This window comes from Variovorax sp. RCC_210, assembly GCF_041355175.1.
Taxonomy (GTDB): Bacteria; Pseudomonadota; Gammaproteobacteria; order Burkholderiales; family Burkholderiaceae_C; genus Variovorax.
Genome location: NZ_JBFUPJ010000005.1, coordinates 245,551 through 265,587, shown reverse-complemented (window position 1 = coordinate 265,587; position 20,037 = coordinate 245,551). Strand labels below are relative to the sequence as shown.

The window sequence follows — 20,037 nt, the reverse complement described above, 5'->3', positions numbered from 1 at the left end:
GATCAACCTTTGAGAAATGGTTTTGCAGGGTTTCCCACCACCGTGGTGCCCGGTGGCACATCGCGGGTGACCACCGCACCCATGCCGACGACTGCGCCTCTGCCGATAACAAGAGGCTGTCCCGGCTTGCCCTGCTTGATGACGGCACCCGTGCCGATATAGGCGTGGTCCTCGATACGAACGTTGCCGTTGCACTTGACTCCGGGCGCGAAGGTGACGAAGTCGCCGATCACGCAATCGTGCGCCACATAGCTGTAAATGTTCGCTTGAAAATGCCGCCCGATACGAATGTTGGAGGTGAGCATTGCGAAGGGACTCAGCACCGCGCCCTCTCCCAGAACTACATCGTCCAGCACCACGACATTTGCGGCACTTACCGCCCACAGGTGCATTCCATCTTCAGTACAACGCGCAGCTAGCTTCTCGCGCACTGCACTGTTGGCGACCGCGAGCACTGCGTAGCGAACACTTGCCTCAGTCCGCAGGAATTCCTCATAGCGCAGCACGCGCTGGCCGTTCAGGGTCTGCGCCTCTGGATGGTCGTCAACAAATACCAAACGCTCATCCGACACACCCTGGCGCCTTAACTGCTCGCGCGCCAGCGGCATCACTTCGCGACCGTAGCCGCTAGCACCATAAACAGCAAAAAGCGGAGGCGTCATCCCTTGTCTCCAATTCGAGAGCCGGTGAATCGCGACATCGTTGCCTCGCCCGCCGCACTGATGCCATCGCGCACCAGCACCTTGCGGACCGTAAGCCAAAGGATCTTGATGTCGAGCCACATCGAGCGGTTGTCCACGTACCAGACGTCTAGCTTGAACTTCTCTTCCCAGCTCAGCGCGTTGCGCCCGTTGATCTGCGCCCAGCCCGTGATACCAGGGCGCACTTCGTGGCGACGCGCTTGCTCATGGGAGTACAGAGGCAGGTAGTCCATCAGCAACGGGCGCGGGCCGACCAGGCTCATGTCTCCCTTGAGCACGTTCCAGAGTTCGGGCAACTCATCCAGGCTGCTGGCGCGCAGGAAACGACCGAAGGGGGTCAACCGCTCAGCATCGGGCAACAACTGGCCATCGACACCGCGCGCGTCCGTCATCGTGCGGAACTTGACCATGTTGAAGGGCCGCCCCTTCAAGCCTGGGCGGGTCTGACGAAAGAATGCAGGGCTGCCGAGCTTGCGGCGTACTTGCCAAGTCAGGAACAGCAGCGGTAGCCCCAAAAGGAGCAAAGCGAAGCTGGCGACCACGATGTCGAATAGACGCTTCATTTCGATTTCGCCCCGCTGGCCAGCCGCGTGAAGATTGCGCCGAACTTGGCAACGCCGACTTTCAAAGCCAATTGCTCACGGTAGTAGCGTTGTGCCCGACGCCCCATTTCAGCAAGCTCCTCAGGCGACATGGTTTCGAGCGATTCAGCGGCATCGGCCAGTGCGGCCGCATTTTCGGATTCGACGACGACGCCTCCACCCGACTGAGCCACCAGTGCTGCCGCATCACCATTGACTGCCATCAGCAGCGGCTTTCCAACAGCCATGTAAGCCTGCGTCTTGGAGGGAATCGTGATCTCGAACAGCGGGTCTTTGCGCAGATGGACTAGCAGGGCGTCAGCGGCGTTCAGCAATGCGCCGACCTCGGACATGGACACCGGCGGAAGAAACACCACGTTGCGCAGTTGCAAGTCAGCCGCGCGCTGCTGGAGCCTGCGCACTTCGACGCCACCACCCAGCAGCACCAAACACACCCGCGAGTCGCGGGTCTGCAAAAGCGCTGCCGCTTCGAGCACCGCATCGAGCGCCTGAGCCTTGCCCATGTTGCCCGCAAAGAGGATGCGGAATTTTTCCGGACCCGGAAAAATGGCCGGTGCCTGGCCTTGCGGCGACGCCAGCGCCACTTCATCGGCCCAGTTGTAGATCACTTCCACCTTGGCATCGGGCACGCCACGCTGCGACAGCAGGCGCTTGAAGCCCGGCGAGAGCACCGCGATGTGATCCACGCGGCGGTACACCCATTGGCACACGGCGGCCACAACGCCCAAGGCCCGCGCGTTGTTGACCATGCCCGTGGCGCGCAAGGTGTCGGGCCACATGTCCTGGATGTCGTAGACCACGGGAACGCGGCGCAGCAAGCGCAGCAGGCTGGCCGTGATGCCCACAGTGAGCGGTGGATGGTAGGCGTAGACAACGTCAGGCCGCCGCGCGATGAACAAGCCGTAGAACAACGACGACGCGGCAAAGCTGGCGTAGTTCACCACCCGCTTGATCGCCGACTGGTCATGGTTGGGATACAGCGGCACACGGGTCACCTGCACGCCGTCAACCACCTCACGCTGCAGCAGCTTAATGCGGTAGCCGGGATACACCCTGCCACCCGGGTAATTGGGAAAGCCCGTCAACACCTCGACCTCGAAGCCTTGGCGCACGAGTTCGCGCGCGAACACCATCCCCTTGAAGGTGGGCTCAGGGTCGAACCATTGCGTCAGCAGCAATACGCGGGTTGCCATGCCTCAGTACTTTTTCCACACCACGCGGTTCACGTAGTCGGTGTAGCTGTGGACGATGCGAAGCACCTTGTCCGATACGTTGGGCATGCTGTAGTCGGCCACCTGGCGCAGGCCGCGCGCGTCTCCTCTCGGCTGGCTCTGCAGAATTGCCAGCCCCTGGCGCACGCGGTCTACTTCCAGCCCCACCATCATCACGGCCGCCTCTTCCATGCCTTCGGGCCGCTCGTGCGCCTCACGCAGGTTGAGCGCTGGAAAGTTGAGGATCGAAGACTCCTCGTTGATCGTGCCGCTGTCGGACAGCGTGGCGCGCGCCGAGAGCTGCAGCTTCACGTAGTCATGAAAACCCAGCGGCTTCAACAGCCGCACCTGCGGATGAAAGCGAGCGCCCGTTGCATCGATGCGCTTCTGCGTGCGCGGGTGCGTCGAGACGATGACCGGCATGCCGTGGTCTTCGGCCACGGCATTCAACACAGCCACCAGCTTGGCGAAGGACTGCGGCGACTCGATGTTCTCTTCACGGTGCGCGCTGACAACGAAGTACTGCTCGGCCTGCAAACCCAAGCGCTGCAGCACGCCGGACGCTTCGATGCGGGGAAGATAGTGCGTCAGCACCTCGAACATAGGGCTGCCGGTCTTGATGACCAGGTCGGGCGGCAACCCCTCGCGCAGAAGGTAGTCGCGCGCGATGGTGCTGTAGGTCAGGTTCACATCCGCCGTGTGGTCCACGATGCGCCGGTTGGTCTCTTCGGGCACGCGCTGGTCGAAACAACGGTTGCCCGCCTCCATGTGAAAGATCGGAATCTTGCGGCGCTTGGCGGGAATCACCGAGAGGCAGCTGTTGGTGTCGCCCAGCACCAGCATCGCCTCGGGCTGCACCTCGCCCAGCACCTGGTCCACCGCGATGATCAGGTTACCGATGGTGTGCGCCGCACTGCTGGCGTTGGCCGCGCTGTTCAGAAAATGGTCGGGCTTGCGCACGCCCAGGTCATCGAAGAAGACCTGGTTGAGCTCGTAGTCGTAGTTCTGGCCGGTGTGCACCAGCACGTGATCGCAATGCTCGTCGAGCCGGGCCAGCACACGCGACAACCGGATGATTTCGGGCCGCGTGCCGACCACGGTCATGACCTTGAGTTTTTTCATGGGAGAGATCAAAGATTCGATGGGCTACAGCGGGCAAGCGAAGGTGTCGGGCCGCGCACGGTCGAACACCTCGTTGGCCCAGAGCATGACGACCATTTCTTCGGTGCCGATGTTGGTGATGTCGTGCGTCCAGCCGGGCACGGTCTCGACGATTTCAGACTGGTCGCCCGCCGTGACCAGCGCGTGGGTCTCGCCGGTCTGCATGTGCCGGAACTTGAAGCGAGCCTGCCCCTTGATGACAAGGAACTTCTCTGTCTTGCTGTGGTGGTAATGACCACCTCGCGTGATGCCAGGATGGGCGGTGAAGAACGAGAACTGGCCCGCGTCCGGCGTCTTGAGCATCTCGACGAACACGCCGCGCGCGTCGCCATGTTGCTGCACCGGGTAGGCGAACGACTCGGGCGGCAGGTAGCTCACATAGGTGGCGTACAGCGCGCGCACCAGCCCCGTTCCGACGCGATCGGTCATGAGCGTGTTGCGGCTGTCCTTGAAGGACTGGATCTGCCGAGCCAGTTCACCCACCGTGGTGGTGTACTGCGGCGCAACGACCGCGAAGCCGTCGGCGTCCACCGCGGCATCGGCGCCGTCCATGAGTTGGAGGAAGCGCTCGATGACGTCGTCCACGTACACCAGCGTGACCAGTGCAGCAGGGTCGTTGACCTGAATGGGCAAGTCGCGCGCGATGTTGTGGCAGAAAGTCGCCACCGCCGAGTTGTAGTTGGGCTTGCACCACTTGCCGAACACGTTGGGCAGCCTGAAGACGTGAACCGGAATGCCGTCGCTGCGCGCGATTGCCTGCAACGCATCTTCGGCGCCGCGCTTGCTGTGACCGTAAGGGTTGTCGCGGCCTGCCTGCGTGGACGAGGTGTAGACGATGGGCACCTTCTTGCCGCTAGACGCGGCCGCGGCGCTCACGGCCTCGCACAGGCTCTGCGTCAGTTCCGCGTTGCCGGTCGTGAATTCTTGCGGTTCTTGCGGCCGGTTGACGCCTGCGAGGTGGAATACGAAGTCAACGCCTTGCAACAAGGTGGGCAGTTGCTCCGCGCTGTGTTCGCGGGTGAAGCAGACCACCTGCACTTCTTTGCGCTCGGCCAGGTGCAGTTGCAGGTTCTTGCCCACGAAACCGTTGGCACCGGTGATCAACACCTTCATGGTCTTAGTCCTGCAGTTCGGCGGTCTCGCCGCGCGCGATGCGTTGCATGAAATCGAGTTTGAGGAGCAACGCCTTCATGCCTTCGACATCGAGGCGGGTGGTGTTGTGCGAGTTGTAGTCCTCGCCGTGCGTGCTTCGGGTGATGCGCTGCTCGCCCTCTTCCACGAACTTGGCGTAGTTCAGGTCACGACCGTCGGGCGGCACGCGGTAGTAGTCGCCTTGGTCTTCCGCGCAGGCCATCTCCTCGCGGCTCAGCAATGCCTCGTAGAGCTTCTCTCCATGGCGTGTGCCGATCTCACGCACTTCGTGGTCGGGCTTGCCCATCACTTGCAGGATTGCTTGCGTCAAGACCTGCACCGTCGCGGCTGGTGCTTTCTGCACAAAGATGTCGCCGTTGTTGCCGTGTTCGAAGGCGTGCAACACCAGTTCGACCGCGTCTTCGAGGGTCATCATGAAGCGGGTCATTGAAGGGTCTGTCACGGTGATGGGTTTGCCTGCCAGCACCTGTTCCACAAACAACGGAATGACTGACCCGCGCGACGCCATGACATTGCCGTAGCGCGTACCGCAAATGACGGTGTTCGTGCTTTCCAAATTGCGGCTGGCAGCGACCATGACTTTTTCCATCATGGCTTTGCTGATGCCCATTGCGTTGATTGGGTAGACGGCCTTGTCGGTGCTGAGGCACACGACGCGCCTTACGCCCGCAGCAATGGCTGCTTCCAACACGTTCTCAGTGCCGAGGACGTTGGTACGGACCGCTTGCATGGGGTGGAATTCGCAGGATGGGACTTGTTTGAGTGCTGCTGCATGAAAGACGTAGTCCACCCCTCGCATAGCGGTAGCAATACTGCGTGAATCGCGTACATCACCAATGTAAAACTTCAATTTCGGATGGGCATAACGTTTCCGCATATCGTCCTGCTTTTTTTCGTCACGACTGAACACACGAATTTCTGAAATCTCAGTATCAAGGAAACGAGTCAAAACCGCATTACCGAACGATCCGGTCCCGCCGGTGATGAGCAATACATTATTTTTCAGATAGGAAGCCATAAACAACGCCTAAATTAGGAATAGCTCGCGATTACCTTTTATCGCAGATTCATTACCGATATTTTCATTAGCCCATTTCTGAATCGATCGCCGCCATTCAACAAATGAAGATGGCGACATGGCGGCGCAGAATTCGACGCATCTCGAAAACTCAGATAGATCATCGAGCGGAAGACTCCACCCCAAATTTCGCTCAGCCATATTTGTCCAAGGCGTGCGATCGCTAATTAAAACCGGAACACCAGCAAAAAGGGCTTCCGCAATGACGTGCCCAAAATTCTCCCCCATTGTCGGAAGAAGGAACAAATCGTAGTCAGAAATAATTGAAATGGCATCATGAGGACAAGCGACCCCCCGGTAGTTGACAACAACATTGGATGGGAGAGCGCTTGCTTTAGCCAAAAATGCATTCCAATACGAAACGTCTTCTATAGGCCCATATACGTCGAGCACAACCTTGCAATTAACTTTGGCAAAAATTTCAACTGTCGCATGGATATTTTTCATCTCGCAGATTCGAGACAGGAATACGACCTTTAGCAAATCATCAAACTTCGTAGCTTCGATTTTTTCGTTCCACCCCGATACGGCCAAGTCGGTCGCAATACGAACATTTGCACTAGCTCCGAAAGCACGATAGATATCGTCTTTTTCACTGTGATTCGAAGCATGCCAAATCAAGTTTCGGTAAACGCCAGAAAATTTCGCCAGCACTAAAAAAGCTTTTTTCTTTCGGCTTTTTATGGATAACGCCCCAATGGAAAACTCCCCTCGAGGGGCCAGAACTATTATTCTTCCACGGCAAGACAAACAAATCAAAACCAAAGGCATAATGCTGTACTTAAACGAAAAAAAACTGTTTAAATAAAAAATATTAGCACTATTAGAAAGCAGGCTTCGAATATAGAAAAAAAGCCCCGTTAGATTTTTTGCACAATAAAAAACCAAAGCTCGGCCCACAACCACTGGGGAATTTAGGAAAATTCCTTCATAAGGCCTATCCATACCTGAATCCCGGTCTGACGTATAAATCTCAAACTCGTAGCTATCACCCAACACAGCTACCATATTGGCAACAGATTTCACGGGCCCGCCCGAACGAAATCCAGGCAGGTAAACGCCAATGAATACTGCAATTTTTTTCATCTTTTGCGTCTTTTTTGAGTTTCAATCTCTAAGAAAAACCCGGCCAAACAGCAAAAATTCACGCTTCAAACCAGCTCTTGCAGATTTGCGCAAAATCAAAAAAATAAATTCTTTTATTCTAAAATCTATCAACCGCTTGGCGTAATACCATCGCTTGGAGAATCCATGCTTTCGAAAATAGTGCGACATTGACTCATATTCAAAGCTCAAAGACGCATTTGTTCTCCCTCGCCTCTGCGACAAATCTATTTGATGATCGTAGGCAATGGAAGACTCATAACCAAGTCCGCAACCTGAATTTACAAATCGCCTGCACAAATCTGAATCTTCGCAATAAAGAAAGATATCTTCGTCGTAACCACCAACTTTTATAAACTTCTCTTTGTCAAGAAAGACCAGCGCACCCGAGGTGAAAAACCAACGAGGCGAAAAAAAGTTTAGAAAATTGAATATTTTTAAAAAAACAACCCCGATAAGCGGCCAGAATATTTCCGGATAAAAGTAGAAGGACAAATTTCGCCCTCCGGTTTGTCGGAAGCCGAGCATTGCCAGTTTAGTATCGTGTAAAAATCTTTCTTTAGCCAAGGCAAAAAGCGGACTTTTCAGCCGGACGTCCGGATTCATCACGCAGATAAGATTCGAACGGCAAACAGAAACCCCAAAATTGTTTCCCCGCCCATATCCGAGATTTTCTTCCATCAAAAAATATTTGACTTCCGTAGCATAACGGCCAGAAATTAATTCGCTTATTTTTCTTGCACTATCAGCTGGACTATTGTCCACGACGATGATTTCCAATTCATCTCGACCTATGTCCAAGTTTTCAAAAATCGAATCGATGCAGCTGCAAATATCTTTTTCGGATTTGAATGCGACAATAATTACGGATATGGCAGGCATGGGACCATCAACGAAAAAACATGTTCGAACCAAAAACTTTAAGAGAGCTATCAAGATAGCTATCCATTCCGAATAGAGAAGGTATGAGGTACGTAAATGACAGAAAGATACTCCAAATCCCGATCAGCACACCATAACGCAATTCTTTACTGAACTTAAGCTGAACTTTGAATAGACTCATCCAAGCGCACAGGTGGAAAATTAACGACGAGACGATGAATCTATGTCCGACTATCTGAAGCCCCATGGCTATAGGCAAATAAACCATCGGGGTTAAAGCCATGTACCACGAGTATCTAAGCAATGGATTTTCTTCAAGAGACCGATAGCCGCCTGCTTTTCCGCGAATGAAAAAGTACAAAAGTGCAGAAGACAATATGTACGGGCCGAAAACCAGAAATGACCCGAGCAACCCAGGTCGTTCCGCATCCGATGAAATATAGCTAGAAAAGTACTCTGCTCCTGCCGGCAGAAGCGCGGTCAAGTTCAATAGCAATGCGATAGTCCAAAAACCACTGGCCAAAAATAAAATAGATCTTCCTAGCTTTTTCGGGCTCACGTAAAACAATAAAACTAACGGGGCCATGAGAATCAATGCCGAATGATTCAATACCGCTGCGACGAAAAATAATGCCGAACGCCAATGGCGCCTGTCAATTACTAGGCAGTAAGCACCAAAAGCAAATAAGAAATAAGCAAGAAAAAATCTGATTTGAGTGGTATAGAAAAGATATATTATCGAAATATAGATAAATACGACAATAAAATAATTCTTGGTAAGCTTCGACGCCAAATAGACCAAAATGATCGCGTGTAGCAATACATATGTCATGTGCAAAGCCGAGTACTCGTATCCGTTATCTCGATATAGCGCACTCAAAAACTGGAATACGATATCTCGCCCTGCATCATTTGACATCCAATAGGAATAGCCATCCCAGTCGGGGGTGTATGTCACCAGCCCACAGACAAAAAAGACGCCAGCAATAACATACAAAATTTTTGGCCATGGCGATTTCGATGCGGCACCGAGCACAACTCCAAAAATTGCCACCACGACCAAGATCGAAACGGACAGCAAAAAAATCATATTGACAAACCAGTGACACGAGAATATTCAGCGCCGACCAATTGCATTTGGGTATCCCACGAAATGCGGCGTTCAGCAAATGCTCTCATTTCATGAAGATGGCGTTTCGCTTCAGAAGCCCATCTTATAAAAAACTCAATGTCAACTGGAGAATCATTCGCGGGTATTTTCAGCGCAAATGACTGGCTATCGAACGTTGCATCACTTCCGGAATATGCAAACGGGATTCCTCTTGCGCAGTATTCTCTATTTTTTAGAGATTTAAAAGAATGCAATGACTTTCTATGCCCACCAAGCACGCCGACCGCAACGTCTGCCTCATCAAATAATTGGCAAAGCCTTTCTCCTGAAACATAACCGTGAAAATTCACACGCTCTATGAGTTTGAGCTGCGCAACTTGCTCGATGTATTTTTTCGCAGTGGGAGTGGCCGTTCCGCCAGCGAAATTAATGGTTACTTCAATTTCGCCGTGACGATCATAGTAATTTCGCAAGCCAGCAATCAGTCGGTCGTAGCCATGCCAGTACTCCATAGAGGAAACGGCCAATATCGAAAATCGATTGTGCTGCCGCGACATTTTTTTAAGTGGCGTGTCTGCCATGTCTACGCCGTTGTCGATTTGAACAGTTTGGACGCCAAAGATCGATCCGTCTTCGGAATAGGTAAGTATTCTGTCCACATATTTCGCAAAGGATTTGCGGCTTAATCTTTCGAGCCAAAGCGATGCCTGCAAAGCTTTCCCCGCATCCCGATACTCATCGTCGTAAGGATAAGTTGGAATCTCGATGAAAATTATCACGCCAAGTTTTTTGACAGATTCCAAAAATTTGGTAAAGATAGGGCTGGCGAAATGCGTATAACGAATATAGAGAAATTCAATTTTTTCAGACGAAATATATTTCAATACATTTTCGAACTTGAATCGCCACTTCCACTTTCTTTTCAGTGCAAAAGAATCTACGTATTCATCGACCAAATTGCCGTCTATTAATCTCCCTCGATATTCACCTTGGTCATCTAACGCCAAATCAGATAGCGCCACATCAAATCCAGCTCGTCGTAAAGCTTCGACCTGCGCTTTCACTTTTTTCCCTATGCCACTTTTGTCATCGACGGTGTGGCAAACGAAAAAAAGACTTCGAATATTTGACATAGGTAACAGCTAATAAATAAAACGCTTTACAGTCGACGCCTTTTGCCGTCTTTTACAAAACAACTGAGGAAAATTCTAAAAATTTCAGCTGACCGTGAAAATTTTGAGCGTGAAGGTGGTCAAGGTTCCTAAGATCGCCCATGCCATAACAATCGGAACACCTCTCCTCATGGCCAACAAAAGCCCTCTAACGTCTATCCCGGCCAGTTTCACGACGACAACAAAATGAGCTAGATAAAATAAAAATCCTGACACAGCATATAACTCAACAATATATTGGGGCGCCAATATTCCAGCGATACCTACGACAGAAACCCGAAGGACAAGCCCAAATATTTGAAGAATCAGTGCAAGACGCTGGGATCCAGTTACATGCATTGCCATTGAAACTGGATTGGATAGAAATTGCATAACAAACCAAGGCGTCATCCATGCGACCAATTCGCCAGCACGGCTCCATTTCTGTCCAAACACTAGTGGGAAAAGTTCGGAAGCTACTAGACCCACAAAAAGCAAAGGCCCTACTCCGCTTTTTATTAAGCCGCCGATCACGCCGGCAGTAAAGGAGCCAAGTCGCCCCGCGCGCGCTTCAGTAGGTGCCCGAGATAAATAAACTTGCGATACCGCCCCGCCAATTAATCCTAATGGGGCTGCCATCGCACGAGTTGCAAGCAGCAGATATCCCGCGTCTGGGCCTAAGGCCATTGCGGCAATCATGATTATCGGAAGTTGAATTCCTGCGCTGCTAGCGAACGCGTCGAACGTCGAGTACTTAGGAAACCGATCGTAGTCGTGAAGTACACGCCTCATTTCCCTTAGATTGACTCTAGAGATTGAGAGGCGATCATCTTTTAATGCCGTTCGCCCGAGACCTAAAACCCCTGCGCCACTACTAATTATTTGCCCGAGAAGCAGCCCAACAGGTCCAAATCCGGGAAGTAGACCGAACCCGAACTGAGCGCTGACACTTCCTAGAGCCTGACTTACTCGAGTTTTGGCGACTGTGGAAAAACGTTTCTTTCTAGTTGCCCAGAAAGTGAGCGCTACATATCCGCTTGCAAGCCAGATGGCAGGAGGCAGTGACCATAAATATGGGCGAAGCCCTGGCTGCCCGGTCAGTTTTACTATTTGCTCAGGAAATATCCAAAAAAATACTCCAGTCGATACAGCTACGACCGTGCAGCTACATAAAGCAAGTGCGAGTAAATTCGCAGCCTCGCCGTCGTCTTCAGGCATAGGTATGGCAATTTCAAGCCGCATGCACGCCACGACCGAAATCATCACCGATATCGACGTGTATACCGCAAGCACACTGAAGTCTTCCGGTGAGTAAAGGCGAGTGATAAATGGCAACGCAAGAATTGTTAATGCCTGCGCGAAAGCTGTTCCTCCTACTAATACGGCAACCGAGCGCACGAAACCCTCGCCCTTAATGGCTAGCAATTTCGCTCTTAAACCCCGTATCGCTTGATGGATCGACAAGATAAAATTACGTTGCAACTAGATTTTTTCAAAAAATATGATCAAAGTCTAAAAACTGAGAAGCCGGCCGCCCGAGCATCGCTCGCTTTAAAAAGACTCTTGACATCAATAAGCACTGGTTGATTTCCGCGGCATAGCATGCGCAGGTCTTCTACGTTCGTATTGCGGTATTCGCGATGACCCACGGCGACCACCAACGCGTCGACCGGGCTTTCCTTGCTTATTTCGCCAAGGGTTATTCCGTACTCCTGGACAACTTCATCCGCGCTAGCCCACGGATCTACTATTGAAACTGAAGCACCCCACGCTTCAAATTCCTTCACCATATCCACAATTTTGCTGTTGCGGATATCCGGGCAATTCTCTTTAAACGTTATTCCTAGGATGCCAATGCGGCAACGCGGTACATCCATTCCATTTTTCAACATCAACTTGATCGTATTTCTCGCAACATATCGAGCCATGTTGTCGTTAATCCGCCGGCCCGCCAAGATGACTTGCGGCAGATAGCCTATTTGCTCCGCCTTGTGCGTCAAGTAGTACGGGTCCACGCCAATGCAGTGCCCGCCCACCAAGCCTGGGCGGAAGGGCAGGAAGTTCCATTTGCTGCCGGCCGCCTCGAGCACGTCGAGCGTGTCGATGCCTAGGCGTTCGAAGATCACCGAGAGCTCGTTGACCAGCGCGATGTTCAGGTCGCGCTGCGTGTTCTCGATCACCTTGGCGGCCTCGGCCACCTTGATGCTGGCGGCCTTGTGCGTACCGGCGGTGATGATCTGGTTGTAGAGCGCATCGACCGCATCGGCCACCTCAAGGGTGCTGCCGCTGGTGATCTTCTTGATCTTGGTGAGCGTGTTGACCTTGTCGCCCGGGTTGATGCGCTCCGGGCTGTACCCACAGAAGAAGTCGACGTTGAACTTCTTGCCGCTGAACTTTTCCAGCACGGGCACGCAGACTTCTTCGGTGGCCCCGGGGTACACGGTCGACTCGAAGATCACGATGGCGCCCTGGCGCATCACCTTGCCGACGGTTTCGCTGGCCTTCACCAGGGGCGTCAGGTCGGGACGGTTGGCGTTGTCGATGGGCGTGGGCACGGTCACGATGAAGACGGCGCAGTCGCGCAGGTCATCGATGTGCGAGGTGAAGGCCAGCTGCGCGGCGGCCTTCAGTTCCTCCGGCGTGGTTTCCAGGGTGTGGTCGTGTCCGCCCTGCAGTTCGGCGATGCGCTTGGCGTTGATGTCGAAACCAACCACGGAGCGCTTCTTGCCGAACTCCACCGCAAGAGGAAGGCCCACGTAGCCCAGGCCGATGATTGCAATGGGTTGATCTGGATGGATGGCTTGCATGATGAGAACACTGGAAACAAAAACTTCCGACAGCGCCCTCTCGATGGAAGCCGTCGCCCTATCGCACCTGAACCGTCGCCTTCAAACGCCCATCCACTTCTCGCGCCGCTTCATGCAAGGAATGGAAGGAATGGGCTTCGGGAGCTTCAGTTGGCGTGCCTGACGTAAATCTCGCTCGCCGCATTGGCCACCGTCGCCGACGGCAATATCAGGCTGACCACGCGGTTCCACTTCACGAGTGGCACGGGGTCGATGTAGACCACGTCCTGCGACTGCAGCCGGAACTGGCTCGCAATGGCCAAGGCCGCGGGGTTTCGCGCGTTGAGGTTGAAGATGGCGGGCGCACCCGTCGCGCCCTGGCGAATCACGTAGATCTGGCCGGCGTTGGCGGTGGAGTTCAAGGTGCCGCCGGCTTCGCCCAGCGCTTCGCTCAGGCTGAGGCGGCCGTTGCTGCGCATGGGCAGTGCCAGCGGGGCGACGACTTCGCCCATCAGGAAGACCTTGGCGTCTTCGCGATTCGCCACGCGCACGGTGTCGCCGTTTTTCAGCGGAATGCTGTTGCCGTCGTAGCCGGCCTCCCGCAGCCGGGTCATGTCGATGGCAATCGACTGGCCGTTGCGGATGAGAGTGACGGCCGAGCGGTTGCCCGCGGCGGTGATGCCGCCGGCCCGGTTGATGGCTTCGTTCAGCGTCATCGGCACGTCGGTGAAGATCTGCGAGCCGGGAGTACGCACTTCGCCTTCGACATACGCACGGCGGCTGCGGAACGACTGGATGCGCACGGTGACCTGCGGGTCGCGGATGTGCGGCGTGAGCAGCTTGCCGATCAGGTCGGAAGCGTCGCCTTCGCTCAGCCCGCCGACGCGCACGCGGCCGATGTACGGAAAGGCGACTTCACCGTCGGCGTCGACGATGAAGCCGGGTGCAACCTGCACGCCCGTCGGGTCGGCGGCTTGCGAAATGACGGCGCCCGCATTGGGCAACAACTCGGGGTGGTCATACACGATGACACCCACCACGTCGCCCGGCCCGATGGTGTAGCGGTCGCCCTTGCCGAACAAGGCCTGCACCTCGGGCGGCACGCCCTTCGGCGCGGCCTGGGCCAGCGTGCGCACGAGCGCGAGCGAAATGGGGGTGACCTGGCCTTCGGGCGCGTCGTCGGGCAGGTAGCGGAACTGAGTCGCCAGCTCACCGCCGTCGTAGGGCTCCACGTTGCCCATGCCGGGCACGATCGCGCAACCTTGAAGCACCGCGGCACAAGCGAGTGCCGAAGTCCACTTCAGGACGTTCGCATTTCTTCTCAATTCTGATCCCCAGGAAATTCGTTATTCATTAGCAAAAATTGCGCAGGCAACAAATGCCTCCTCGCATTTGTTGCGGCGCAATTCTTTTTCACACAATTGTGGTTACCGCGATGCCCGTCGTTTTTGTAAGAAAACCGTACTTTTCTCTTGTGCCAAAGCGACACTTGGCCTGCGTCTCGATGGGAGAAAAGCTAGTCCGAAAGGCACCGCCAGCGCTGAAACTCCCGGTGAAGACAACCCCGGTGCGAGGAAGCCGTCAGAAGTCAACTTTTGTAACTTGCCGGGGCGTGATCCTACCAGCGCACAAGCGTTTCTCTGAGCTAACGGTTGCTGTAGGTATCTCTCTGTAACCAAAACCACCGGAACTGGTTACGGAAATGGACAAAACCGGGCTGAATGTGTTGCAGGAGGCAATCGCGAACGCAGTGGCCCGGACGGTTGGCGAGGTGGCCGCCGCGCATTTCGCGCACGCGATCCGCAGGCATACTTGCCGCTCCTTCAACCACCGGCGCTCAAGCAGCCGTTCGAATCATGAGCATCCTCAGTGAATTCAAGGAATTTGCCGTCAAGGGCAATGTGATCGACCTCGCGGTGGGCGTGATCATTGGCGCGGCGTTCGGCAAGATCGTCGACTCGCTCGTGGCCGACATCATCATGCCGGTGGTCGGCCTGGTGTTCGGCAGGCTCGACTTCTCGAACCTCTACGTGGTGCTGGGCACGGCGCCACCCGGCGTGGCGAACACGCTGGCCGACCTGAAGAAGGCCGGGGTGCCGGTGCTGGCGTACGGCAACTTCATCACCATCGCGGTCAACTTCGTGATCCTGGCTTTCATCATCTTCATGATGGTCAAGCAGATCAACCGCCTGAAGCGCAAGGACGAGCCGGCGCCCGCCGCCGCCCCCGCCACGCCGGAAGACGTGGTGCTGCTGCGCGAGATTCGCGACAGCCTGAAGCAGCGCGTCTGAGTCTGAGTTTCCGGGGCGCTCGTTCGGGCGCCTTCCCGCGACAGTTCAACCGCCCTTGAGCACCCGGGCCATGCGCAACGCCTCCACGAGGCTGGACGCGTCGGCCCGCCCCGTTCCCGCGATGTCGAACGCGGTGCCATGGTCGGGGCTGGTGCGCACCAGCGGCAGCCCGAGCGTGACGTTCACGCCCTTTTCCACGCCCAGGTACTTGACCGGGATCAGCCCCTGGTCGTGGTACATGGCCACCACCACGTCGAACTCGCCGCTGGACGCCACGCCGTGCTTGGCGCGCGCGCGCATGAAGACGGTGTCGGGCGCGTAGGGCCCGCTGGCGTCGATGCCCTCGGCGCGCGCGGCCTCGATGGCCGGCGCGATGATCTCGCGCTCTTCTGAACCGAAGAGCCCCCCCTCCCCCGCATGTGGGTTCAGCCCCGCCACGCCGATGCGCGGCACGCGGCCCAGCGCCTGGGTGAGCGCGCGGTGGGTGATGCGCAGGGTCTGGAGCACGCCCTCGAAGCGCACGGCCTCGATGGCGTGGCGCAGCGACATGTGGATGCTGACGAGCACGGTGCGCAGCTCGTCGTTGGCCAGCATCATGCGCACCGGCACGTCGGCCACGCCGCGGCCCAGGTGGGCGGCGGCCTCGGCCTGCAGCAGCTCGGTGTGGCCGGGATACGGAAAGCCCGCGGCGGACAGCGCCTCCTTGTGCAGCGGCGCGGTGACGATGGCGCCGATTTCGCCGCGCAACGCCGCGCGCGCGGCCCACACCACGCACTCGCCCGCCACGCGGCCGGCCTCGGCGCTGACCTGGCCCAGCGCGATGTGCAACGGCGGCGCAATCACCTGCAGCACGGGAATGCAGCGCGGCGGCACGGCGGCGGCCTCGGCCGCCGTGCCGATCTGCAGCACCGGCCAGCCCGGTTGTCCCGGCACGGCCAGCGCCTGCGAGGCCTGGCGCATGGTGGCGACGTCGCCCGCGACGAAGGCGCCGCGCGTGGCGTCGGGCGCGTCGCGGAAGGCCTTGGCGATGATCTCGGGGCCGATGCCCGCGGGGTCGCCCAATGTGATGGCAATGGCTTCGGTCATGCGGGGTTGTCGATGTCGATGAATTCGTGCACCAGCCCGAGCTGCGCCGCCACCTGCCCGGCCACGGCCTGCGCGCCGTAGCGCTCGGTGGCGTGGTGCCCGCAAGCCAGGTAGGCCACGCCCATCTCGCGCGCGTAGTGGGCCTGCGGCTCGGAAATTTCGCCGGTGATGAAGGCGTCGGCGCCGGCGGCGATGGCGGCCTCGAAGTAGCCCTGCGCGCCGCCGGTGCACCAGGCGATGTTTCTCACGGAGCGACGCGCCGCGTCGACCAGCGTCACCGGCCTGCGGAGCACCGCTTCGGCGTGGGTGGCCAGCGCCTGCGCATCGGCAAAGGCCTCGCCGTTCGCCTGCGCGCCCAAAAAGCCCAGCTCCTGCTCACCGAAGCGGCCGGCCGGGCCCGCGTGGGCGACGAGCCCCAGTTGCAGGCCGAGCTGTGCGTTGTTGCCGAGTTCAGGGTGCGCGTCCAGCGGCAGGTGGTAGGCGAACAGGTTCAGGTCGGCGCCCAGCAGCAGCCCCAGGCGCTGCTTCATCCAGCCAGTAACGCGGCCGTCCTGGCCGCGCCAGAACAGGCCGTGGTGAACGAAGAGGGCATCGGCCTCGGCGTGGATGGCGGCCTCGATCAGCGCGCGGCTGGCGGTCACGCCCGAGACGATCTTGCGGATGGTGGCGCGGCCCTCGACCTGCAGGCCGTTGGGGCCGTAGTCCTTGAAGCGGCCGGGGGCCAGCAGCTGGTCGAATGCCTGGAGCAGTTCATGGCGGGTGGTGGTCATGCCGACATTGTCGCGCTGGCCTTGCGCCTTGCCCTCTACTGCCCTGCCGCTCTACCGCTCTACCGCTCTGGCCTTCAGGCCTTGGCCGCGCCGTCGCGCATCGCATGGCCGCGTGCGGCCAGCGGCAGGAAGGCCAGCACAAAGCCCAGCCCCGCCAGCACCGCCACGTAGTGCGCAGGCGCCATCGGGTCGTGCTGCAGCCAGAGCGTGAGGATCACCGGGGTGAGCCCGCCGAACACCGCGTAAGACATGTTGTAGGCAAACGAAAGCCCCGAGAAGCGCACCGGCGCCGGAAACGCCCGCACCCCCGCGATCGGCACGGTGGCGATGGTGCCCACGAACAGGCCCACCAGCCCGTAGTGCCAGAACAGCGTGGCCGGCGTGCCGGGCAGCCCGCTGTAGAACATGTACGCCGTCGCAAAGAGCCCGCCCCAGCCGACCAGCATCACGGTGCGCGAACCCACGCGGTCGCTGGCCCAGCCGGCCAGCATGCAGCCCAGCGTGAGGGTGAGCGTGGCCAGCGCGTTGGCCTCCAGCGCCAGCGCGGCCGGAATGTGGTGCACCTTCTGCAGGTAGGTGGGCGTGTACAGCACCACCACCACGATGGCGGCCGACAGCACCCAGGTCAGCAGCGCGACGTACACGCAGGCCAGGCGATGCTCGCGCAGCACGGTGCGCAACGGCAGCTCGCGCGCCACCGTCTTGCGGCCGGCCAGCTCCTTGAACACCGGCGTCTCGTGCAGAAAGCGGCGCAGGTACACGGACACCAGCCCGAACACGCCGCCCAGCACGAAGGGAATGCGCCACGCGAAGTCGCTCACCTGCTCGCTCGAATAATGGCGGTTGATGGCCACGGCAACCAGCGAGCCCAGCAGGATGCCGCCCGTGATGCCCGAGGTGAGCATGCCGATGCCGAAGCCGTAGCGCTTCTCGGGCACATGCTCGCCCACGAACACCCAGGCGCCGGGCATTTCGCCGCCGATGGCCGCGCCCTGCAGCACGCGCATGGCGAGCAGCAGCAGCGGCGCCGCGACGCCGATGCTGGCGTAGGTCGGCAGCAGGCCGATGACCAGCGTGGGCGCGGCCATCAGGAAGATCGACAGCGTGAACATGCGCTTGCGCCCGAACACGTCGCCGAAATGCGCGATGACGATGCCGCCCACCGGCCGCGCCAGGTAGCCGGCCGCGAAGATGCCGAAGGTCTGCAGCTGGCGCAGCCAGTCGGGCATGTCCACCGGGAAGAACAGCGCGCCCAGCACGGTGGCGAAGAACACGTAGATGACGAAGTCGTAGAACTCCAGCGTGCCGCCCAGGGCGGACAGGGCCAGGGTCTTGTAGTCGCTAGAGCCGAGGGTGCGAGGGGCCGACTGAACGGACTGGGCTGACTGGCTGGGCGGGAAGCGCGCCGGGGCCGGCTGAGCGCCGCCGGGGATGGTGGTCTTGGAAGTCATGGCTGGCAGGAAGGTCGTGGCCGCGCGCCAGCCCGCAGGACCGGGGTGAAAAACGGAGGAAGCGGAAGAACGGCGCGTGGGCGAAATGCCTGGCCGGGCACGCCGGGTGGGCGGCACGGGAGGCCTGAAAGGGCGGGCCGGATGGGACCGCCCCGGGATGCTACGGGTTAACCCTTGTTTACGCAGCCAGCCGGCCCCAATCTCGACCGTGCGGCGCGGTTTCTGGCACGCGGGGTTGATAGACAATTGACAACATTGCTGCGCCGCCGTGCAGTCTTCCACCGTCTTTTTCACCAATCTTTCATGAAACGCACCTGGCTGCTCTTTGCCCAAGCCGTGACCGTCCTGCTGGCGGCCTATTTCGTCGTTGCGACGCTCAAGCCCGAATGGCTCAACAAGCGCTCGACGTCGCTGGGTGGCGTGGTGTCGATCGTGGAGGCGCCGGCCGGCACGCCCGCCACGTCCGCGCTGGGCACGCCCGGCAGCCTGAGCGTGCCGGCCAAGAAGGCCTCGCCCGCGGTGGTGAGCATCAACACCAGCAAGGCGGCGCAACGCCATCCGCGCAGCAACGACCCGTGGTTTCGCTTCTTTTTCGGCGACCAGGACGACCAGCCCCAGGTGGGCCTGGGCAGCGGCGTGATCGTCAGCCCCGACGGCTACATCCTCACCAACAACCACGTGGTGGAAGGCGCCGACGAGATCGAGGTGACGCTCAACGACAGCCGCCACGCGCGCGGCAAGGTGATCGGCACCGACCCCGACACCGACCTGGCGGTGCTGAAGATCGAGCTCGACAAGCTGCCGGTGATCGTGCTGGGCGACTCCGACGCGCTGCAGGTGGGCGACCAGGTGCTGGCCATCGGCAACCCGTTCGGCGTGGGCCAGACGGTGACGAGCGGCATCGTCTCGGCGCTGGGGCGCAACCAGCTGGGCATCAACAACTTCGAGAACTTCATCCAGACCGACGCGGCCATCAACCCCGGCAACTCGGGCGGCGCGCTGATCGACGTGAACGGCAACCTGCAGGGCATCAACACGGCCATCTACTCGCGCTCGGGCGGCAGCATGGGCATCGGGTTCGCCATTCCGGTGTCGATGGCCAAGATCGTGCTGGAAGGCATCGTCAAGGAAGGCCAGGTGCGCCGCGGCTGGATCGGCGTGGAGCCGAACGAGCTGTCGCCCGAACTGGCCGAGACCTTCGGCGTGAAGGCGGACGCGGGCGTGATCATCACCGGCGTGCTGCAGAACGGCCCCGCCGCCAAGGCCGGCATTCGCCCGGGCGACGTGATCACCTCGGTGGGCGAGAAGAAGACCGACAACGTGCAGGCCCTGCTGACCGCGGTGGCCGGCCTGAAGCCGGGCAGCACGGCGCGGTTCGCGCTGCAGCGCGGCAGCGACAAGATGGAACTGGACGTGATGCCGGGGCTGCGGCCGAAGAGCCCCGTGAGGCAGGTGCCCAACCAGCCTGAATAAGGGGCCGGTCAGGTCGGAAGGCTCAGG

At 58.2% G+C, this 20,037-nt stretch carries 18 protein-coding genes; 2 read left to right on the top strand and 16 right to left on the bottom strand.

Annotated features, from left to right (window positions below):
- Positions 1-2: 2 nt before the first annotated feature.
- From AB6807_RS17800 to AB6807_RS17740, 13 genes are all read right to left on the bottom strand, one after another.
- Entirely contained in the window at positions 3-662 is a 660-nt protein-coding gene (locus tag AB6807_RS17800) for an acetyltransferase (protein ID WP_371085572.1), read from the bottom strand.
- On the bottom strand, positions 659-1,264 hold the full coding sequence (locus AB6807_RS17795; protein ID WP_371085571.1) for a sugar transferase: 606 nt from the start codon (positions 1,262-1,264) through the stop codon (positions 659-661). Before AB6807_RS17795 ends, AB6807_RS17800 begins: the two co-directional genes overlap by 4 nt.
- The gene (locus AB6807_RS17790) at positions 1,261-2,496 is read right to left on the bottom strand and encodes a glycosyltransferase family 4 protein (protein ID WP_371085570.1); all 1,236 of its coding nucleotides are present in this window, start codon (positions 2,494-2,496) and stop codon (positions 1,261-1,263) included. The genes AB6807_RS17795 and AB6807_RS17790 overlap by 4 nt, the downstream gene beginning before the upstream one ends.
- Positions 2,497-2,499: 3 nt before the next feature.
- Positions 2,500-3,636 carry a UDP-N-acetyl glucosamine 2-epimerase gene (locus AB6807_RS17785; protein WP_371085569.1) on the bottom strand — a complete coding sequence of 379 codons (1,137 nt, stop codon included), beginning with the start codon at positions 3,634-3,636 and terminating at the stop codon, positions 2,500-2,502.
- Between the two features lie 24 nt (positions 3,637-3,660).
- Positions 3,661-4,788, bottom strand: a complete 1,128-nt coding sequence (locus AB6807_RS17780; protein WP_371085568.1) for a capsular polysaccharide biosynthesis protein CapF — start codon at positions 4,786-4,788, stop codon at positions 3,661-3,663.
- A 4-nt stretch (positions 4,789-4,792) separates the two neighbouring features.
- Positions 4,793-5,845, bottom strand: a complete 1,053-nt coding sequence (locus tag AB6807_RS17775) for a polysaccharide biosynthesis protein (RefSeq protein WP_371085567.1) — start codon at positions 5,843-5,845, stop codon at positions 4,793-4,795.
- Positions 5,846-5,854: 9 nt separating this feature from the next.
- Positions 5,855-6,991, bottom strand: coding sequence for a glycosyltransferase (locus AB6807_RS17770; protein ID WP_371085566.1), 1,137 nt, complete (start codon positions 6,989-6,991; stop codon positions 5,855-5,857).
- 21 nt (positions 6,992-7,012) lie between these two features.
- On the bottom strand, positions 7,013-7,891 hold the full coding sequence (locus AB6807_RS17765) for a glycosyltransferase (protein WP_371085565.1): 879 nt from the start codon (positions 7,889-7,891) through the stop codon (positions 7,013-7,015).
- A gap of 7 nt (positions 7,892-7,898) precedes the next feature.
- Entirely contained in the window at positions 7,899-8,981 is a 1,083-nt protein-coding gene (locus AB6807_RS17760; protein WP_371085564.1) for an EpsG family protein, read from the bottom strand.
- Positions 8,978-10,066, bottom strand: a complete 1,089-nt coding sequence (locus AB6807_RS17755; RefSeq protein ID WP_371085563.1) for a hypothetical protein — start codon at positions 10,064-10,066, stop codon at positions 8,978-8,980. Before AB6807_RS17755 ends, AB6807_RS17760 begins: the two co-directional genes overlap by 4 nt.
- A gap of 153 nt (positions 10,067-10,219) precedes the next feature.
- On the bottom strand, positions 10,220-11,635 hold the full coding sequence (locus AB6807_RS17750) for a lipopolysaccharide biosynthesis protein (RefSeq protein ID WP_371085562.1): 1,416 nt from the start codon (positions 11,633-11,635) through the stop codon (positions 10,220-10,222).
- A gap of 23 nt (positions 11,636-11,658) precedes the next feature.
- Positions 11,659-12,960 (bottom strand): Vi polysaccharide biosynthesis UDP-N-acetylglucosamine C-6 dehydrogenase TviB, encoded by a 1,302-nt coding sequence (tviB, locus tag AB6807_RS17745; protein ID WP_371085561.1) that lies wholly within the window; start codon positions 12,958-12,960, stop codon positions 11,659-11,661.
- Between the two features lie 146 nt (positions 12,961-13,106).
- The gene (locus AB6807_RS17740; RefSeq protein WP_116912167.1) at positions 13,107-14,180 is read right to left on the bottom strand and encodes a polysaccharide biosynthesis/export family protein; all 1,074 of its coding nucleotides are present in this window, start codon (positions 14,178-14,180) and stop codon (positions 13,107-13,109) included.
- A 615-nt stretch (positions 14,181-14,795) separates the two neighbouring features.
- Between AB6807_RS17740 and mscL the strand changes: the two genes are divergently transcribed.
- Positions 14,796-15,230: a large conductance mechanosensitive channel protein MscL gene (mscL, locus tag AB6807_RS17735; RefSeq protein WP_286513193.1), complete on the top strand. Its 435-nt coding sequence runs from the start codon at positions 14,796-14,798 to the stop codon at positions 15,228-15,230.
- 45 nt (positions 15,231-15,275) lie between these two features.
- Here the strand turns inward: mscL and pdxA are convergent, their stop codons facing one another.
- From pdxA to AB6807_RS17720, 3 genes are all read right to left on the bottom strand, one after another.
- Positions 15,276-16,316, bottom strand: a complete 1,041-nt coding sequence (gene pdxA / locus AB6807_RS17730; protein ID WP_371085560.1) for a 4-hydroxythreonine-4-phosphate dehydrogenase PdxA — start codon at positions 16,314-16,316, stop codon at positions 15,276-15,278.
- Positions 16,313-17,086 carry a Nif3-like dinuclear metal center hexameric protein gene (locus AB6807_RS17725; protein WP_371085559.1) on the bottom strand — a complete coding sequence of 258 codons (774 nt, stop codon included), beginning with the start codon at positions 17,084-17,086 and terminating at the stop codon, positions 16,313-16,315. The genes pdxA and AB6807_RS17725 overlap by 4 nt, the downstream gene beginning before the upstream one ends.
- Positions 17,087-17,160: 74 nt before the next feature.
- Entirely contained in the window at positions 17,161-18,537 is a 1,377-nt protein-coding gene (locus AB6807_RS17720) for an MFS transporter (protein ID WP_371085558.1), read from the bottom strand.
- A 303-nt stretch (positions 18,538-18,840) separates the two neighbouring features.
- Between AB6807_RS17720 and AB6807_RS17715 the strand changes: the two genes are divergently transcribed.
- A complete protein-coding gene (locus AB6807_RS17715) occupies positions 18,841-20,010 on the top strand; it encodes a trypsin-like peptidase domain-containing protein (protein WP_116912171.1) in 1,170 nt (389 codons plus the stop codon).
- Positions 20,011-20,037 lie beyond the last annotated feature (27 nt).

Coding starts and splice junctions, on each gene's coding strand:
- AB6807_RS17800 (WP_371085572.1), bottom strand. CDS start 662: ATGACGCCTCCGCTTTTTGCTGTTTATGGTGCTAGCGGCTACGGTCGC.
- AB6807_RS17795 (WP_371085571.1), bottom strand. CDS start 1,264: ATGAAGCGTCTATTCGACATCGTGGTCGCCAGCTTCGCTTTGCTCCTT.
- AB6807_RS17790 (WP_371085570.1), bottom strand. CDS start 2,496: ATGGCAACCCGCGTATTGCTGCTGACGCAATGGTTCGACCCTGAGCCC.
- AB6807_RS17785 (WP_371085569.1), bottom strand. CDS start 3,636: ATGAAAAAACTCAAGGTCATGACCGTGGTCGGCACGCGGCCCGAAATC.
- AB6807_RS17780 (WP_371085568.1), bottom strand. CDS start 4,788: ATGAAGGTGTTGATCACCGGTGCCAACGGTTTCGTGGGCAAGAACCTG.
- AB6807_RS17775 (WP_371085567.1), bottom strand. CDS start 5,845: ATGGCTTCCTATCTGAAAAATAATGTATTGCTCATCACCGGCGGGACC.
- AB6807_RS17770 (WP_371085566.1), bottom strand. CDS start 6,991: ATGAAAAAAATTGCAGTATTCATTGGCGTTTACCTGCCTGGATTTCGT.
- AB6807_RS17765 (WP_371085565.1), bottom strand. CDS start 7,891: ATGCCTGCCATATCCGTAATTATTGTCGCATTCAAATCCGAAAAAGAT.
- AB6807_RS17760 (WP_371085564.1), bottom strand. CDS start 8,981: ATGATTTTTTTGCTGTCCGTTTCGATCTTGGTCGTGGTGGCAATTTTT.
- tviB (WP_371085561.1), bottom strand. CDS start 12,960: ATGCAAGCCATCCATCCAGATCAACCCATTGCAATCATCGGCCTGGGC.
- AB6807_RS17740 (WP_116912167.1), bottom strand. CDS start 14,180: ATGGGCAACGTGGAGCCCTACGACGGCGGTGAGCTGGCGACTCAGTTC.
- mscL (WP_286513193.1), top strand. CDS start 14,796: ATGAGCATCCTCAGTGAATTCAAGGAATTTGCCGTCAAGGGCAATGTG.
- pdxA (WP_371085560.1), bottom strand. CDS start 16,316: ATGACCGAAGCCATTGCCATCACATTGGGCGACCCCGCGGGCATCGGC.
- AB6807_RS17725 (WP_371085559.1), bottom strand. CDS start 17,086: ATGACCACCACCCGCCATGAACTGCTCCAGGCATTCGACCAGCTGCTG.
- AB6807_RS17720 (WP_371085558.1), bottom strand. CDS start 18,537: ATGACTTCCAAGACCACCATCCCCGGCGGCGCTCAGCCGGCCCCGGCG.
- AB6807_RS17715 (WP_116912171.1), top strand. CDS start 18,841: ATGAAACGCACCTGGCTGCTCTTTGCCCAAGCCGTGACCGTCCTGCTG.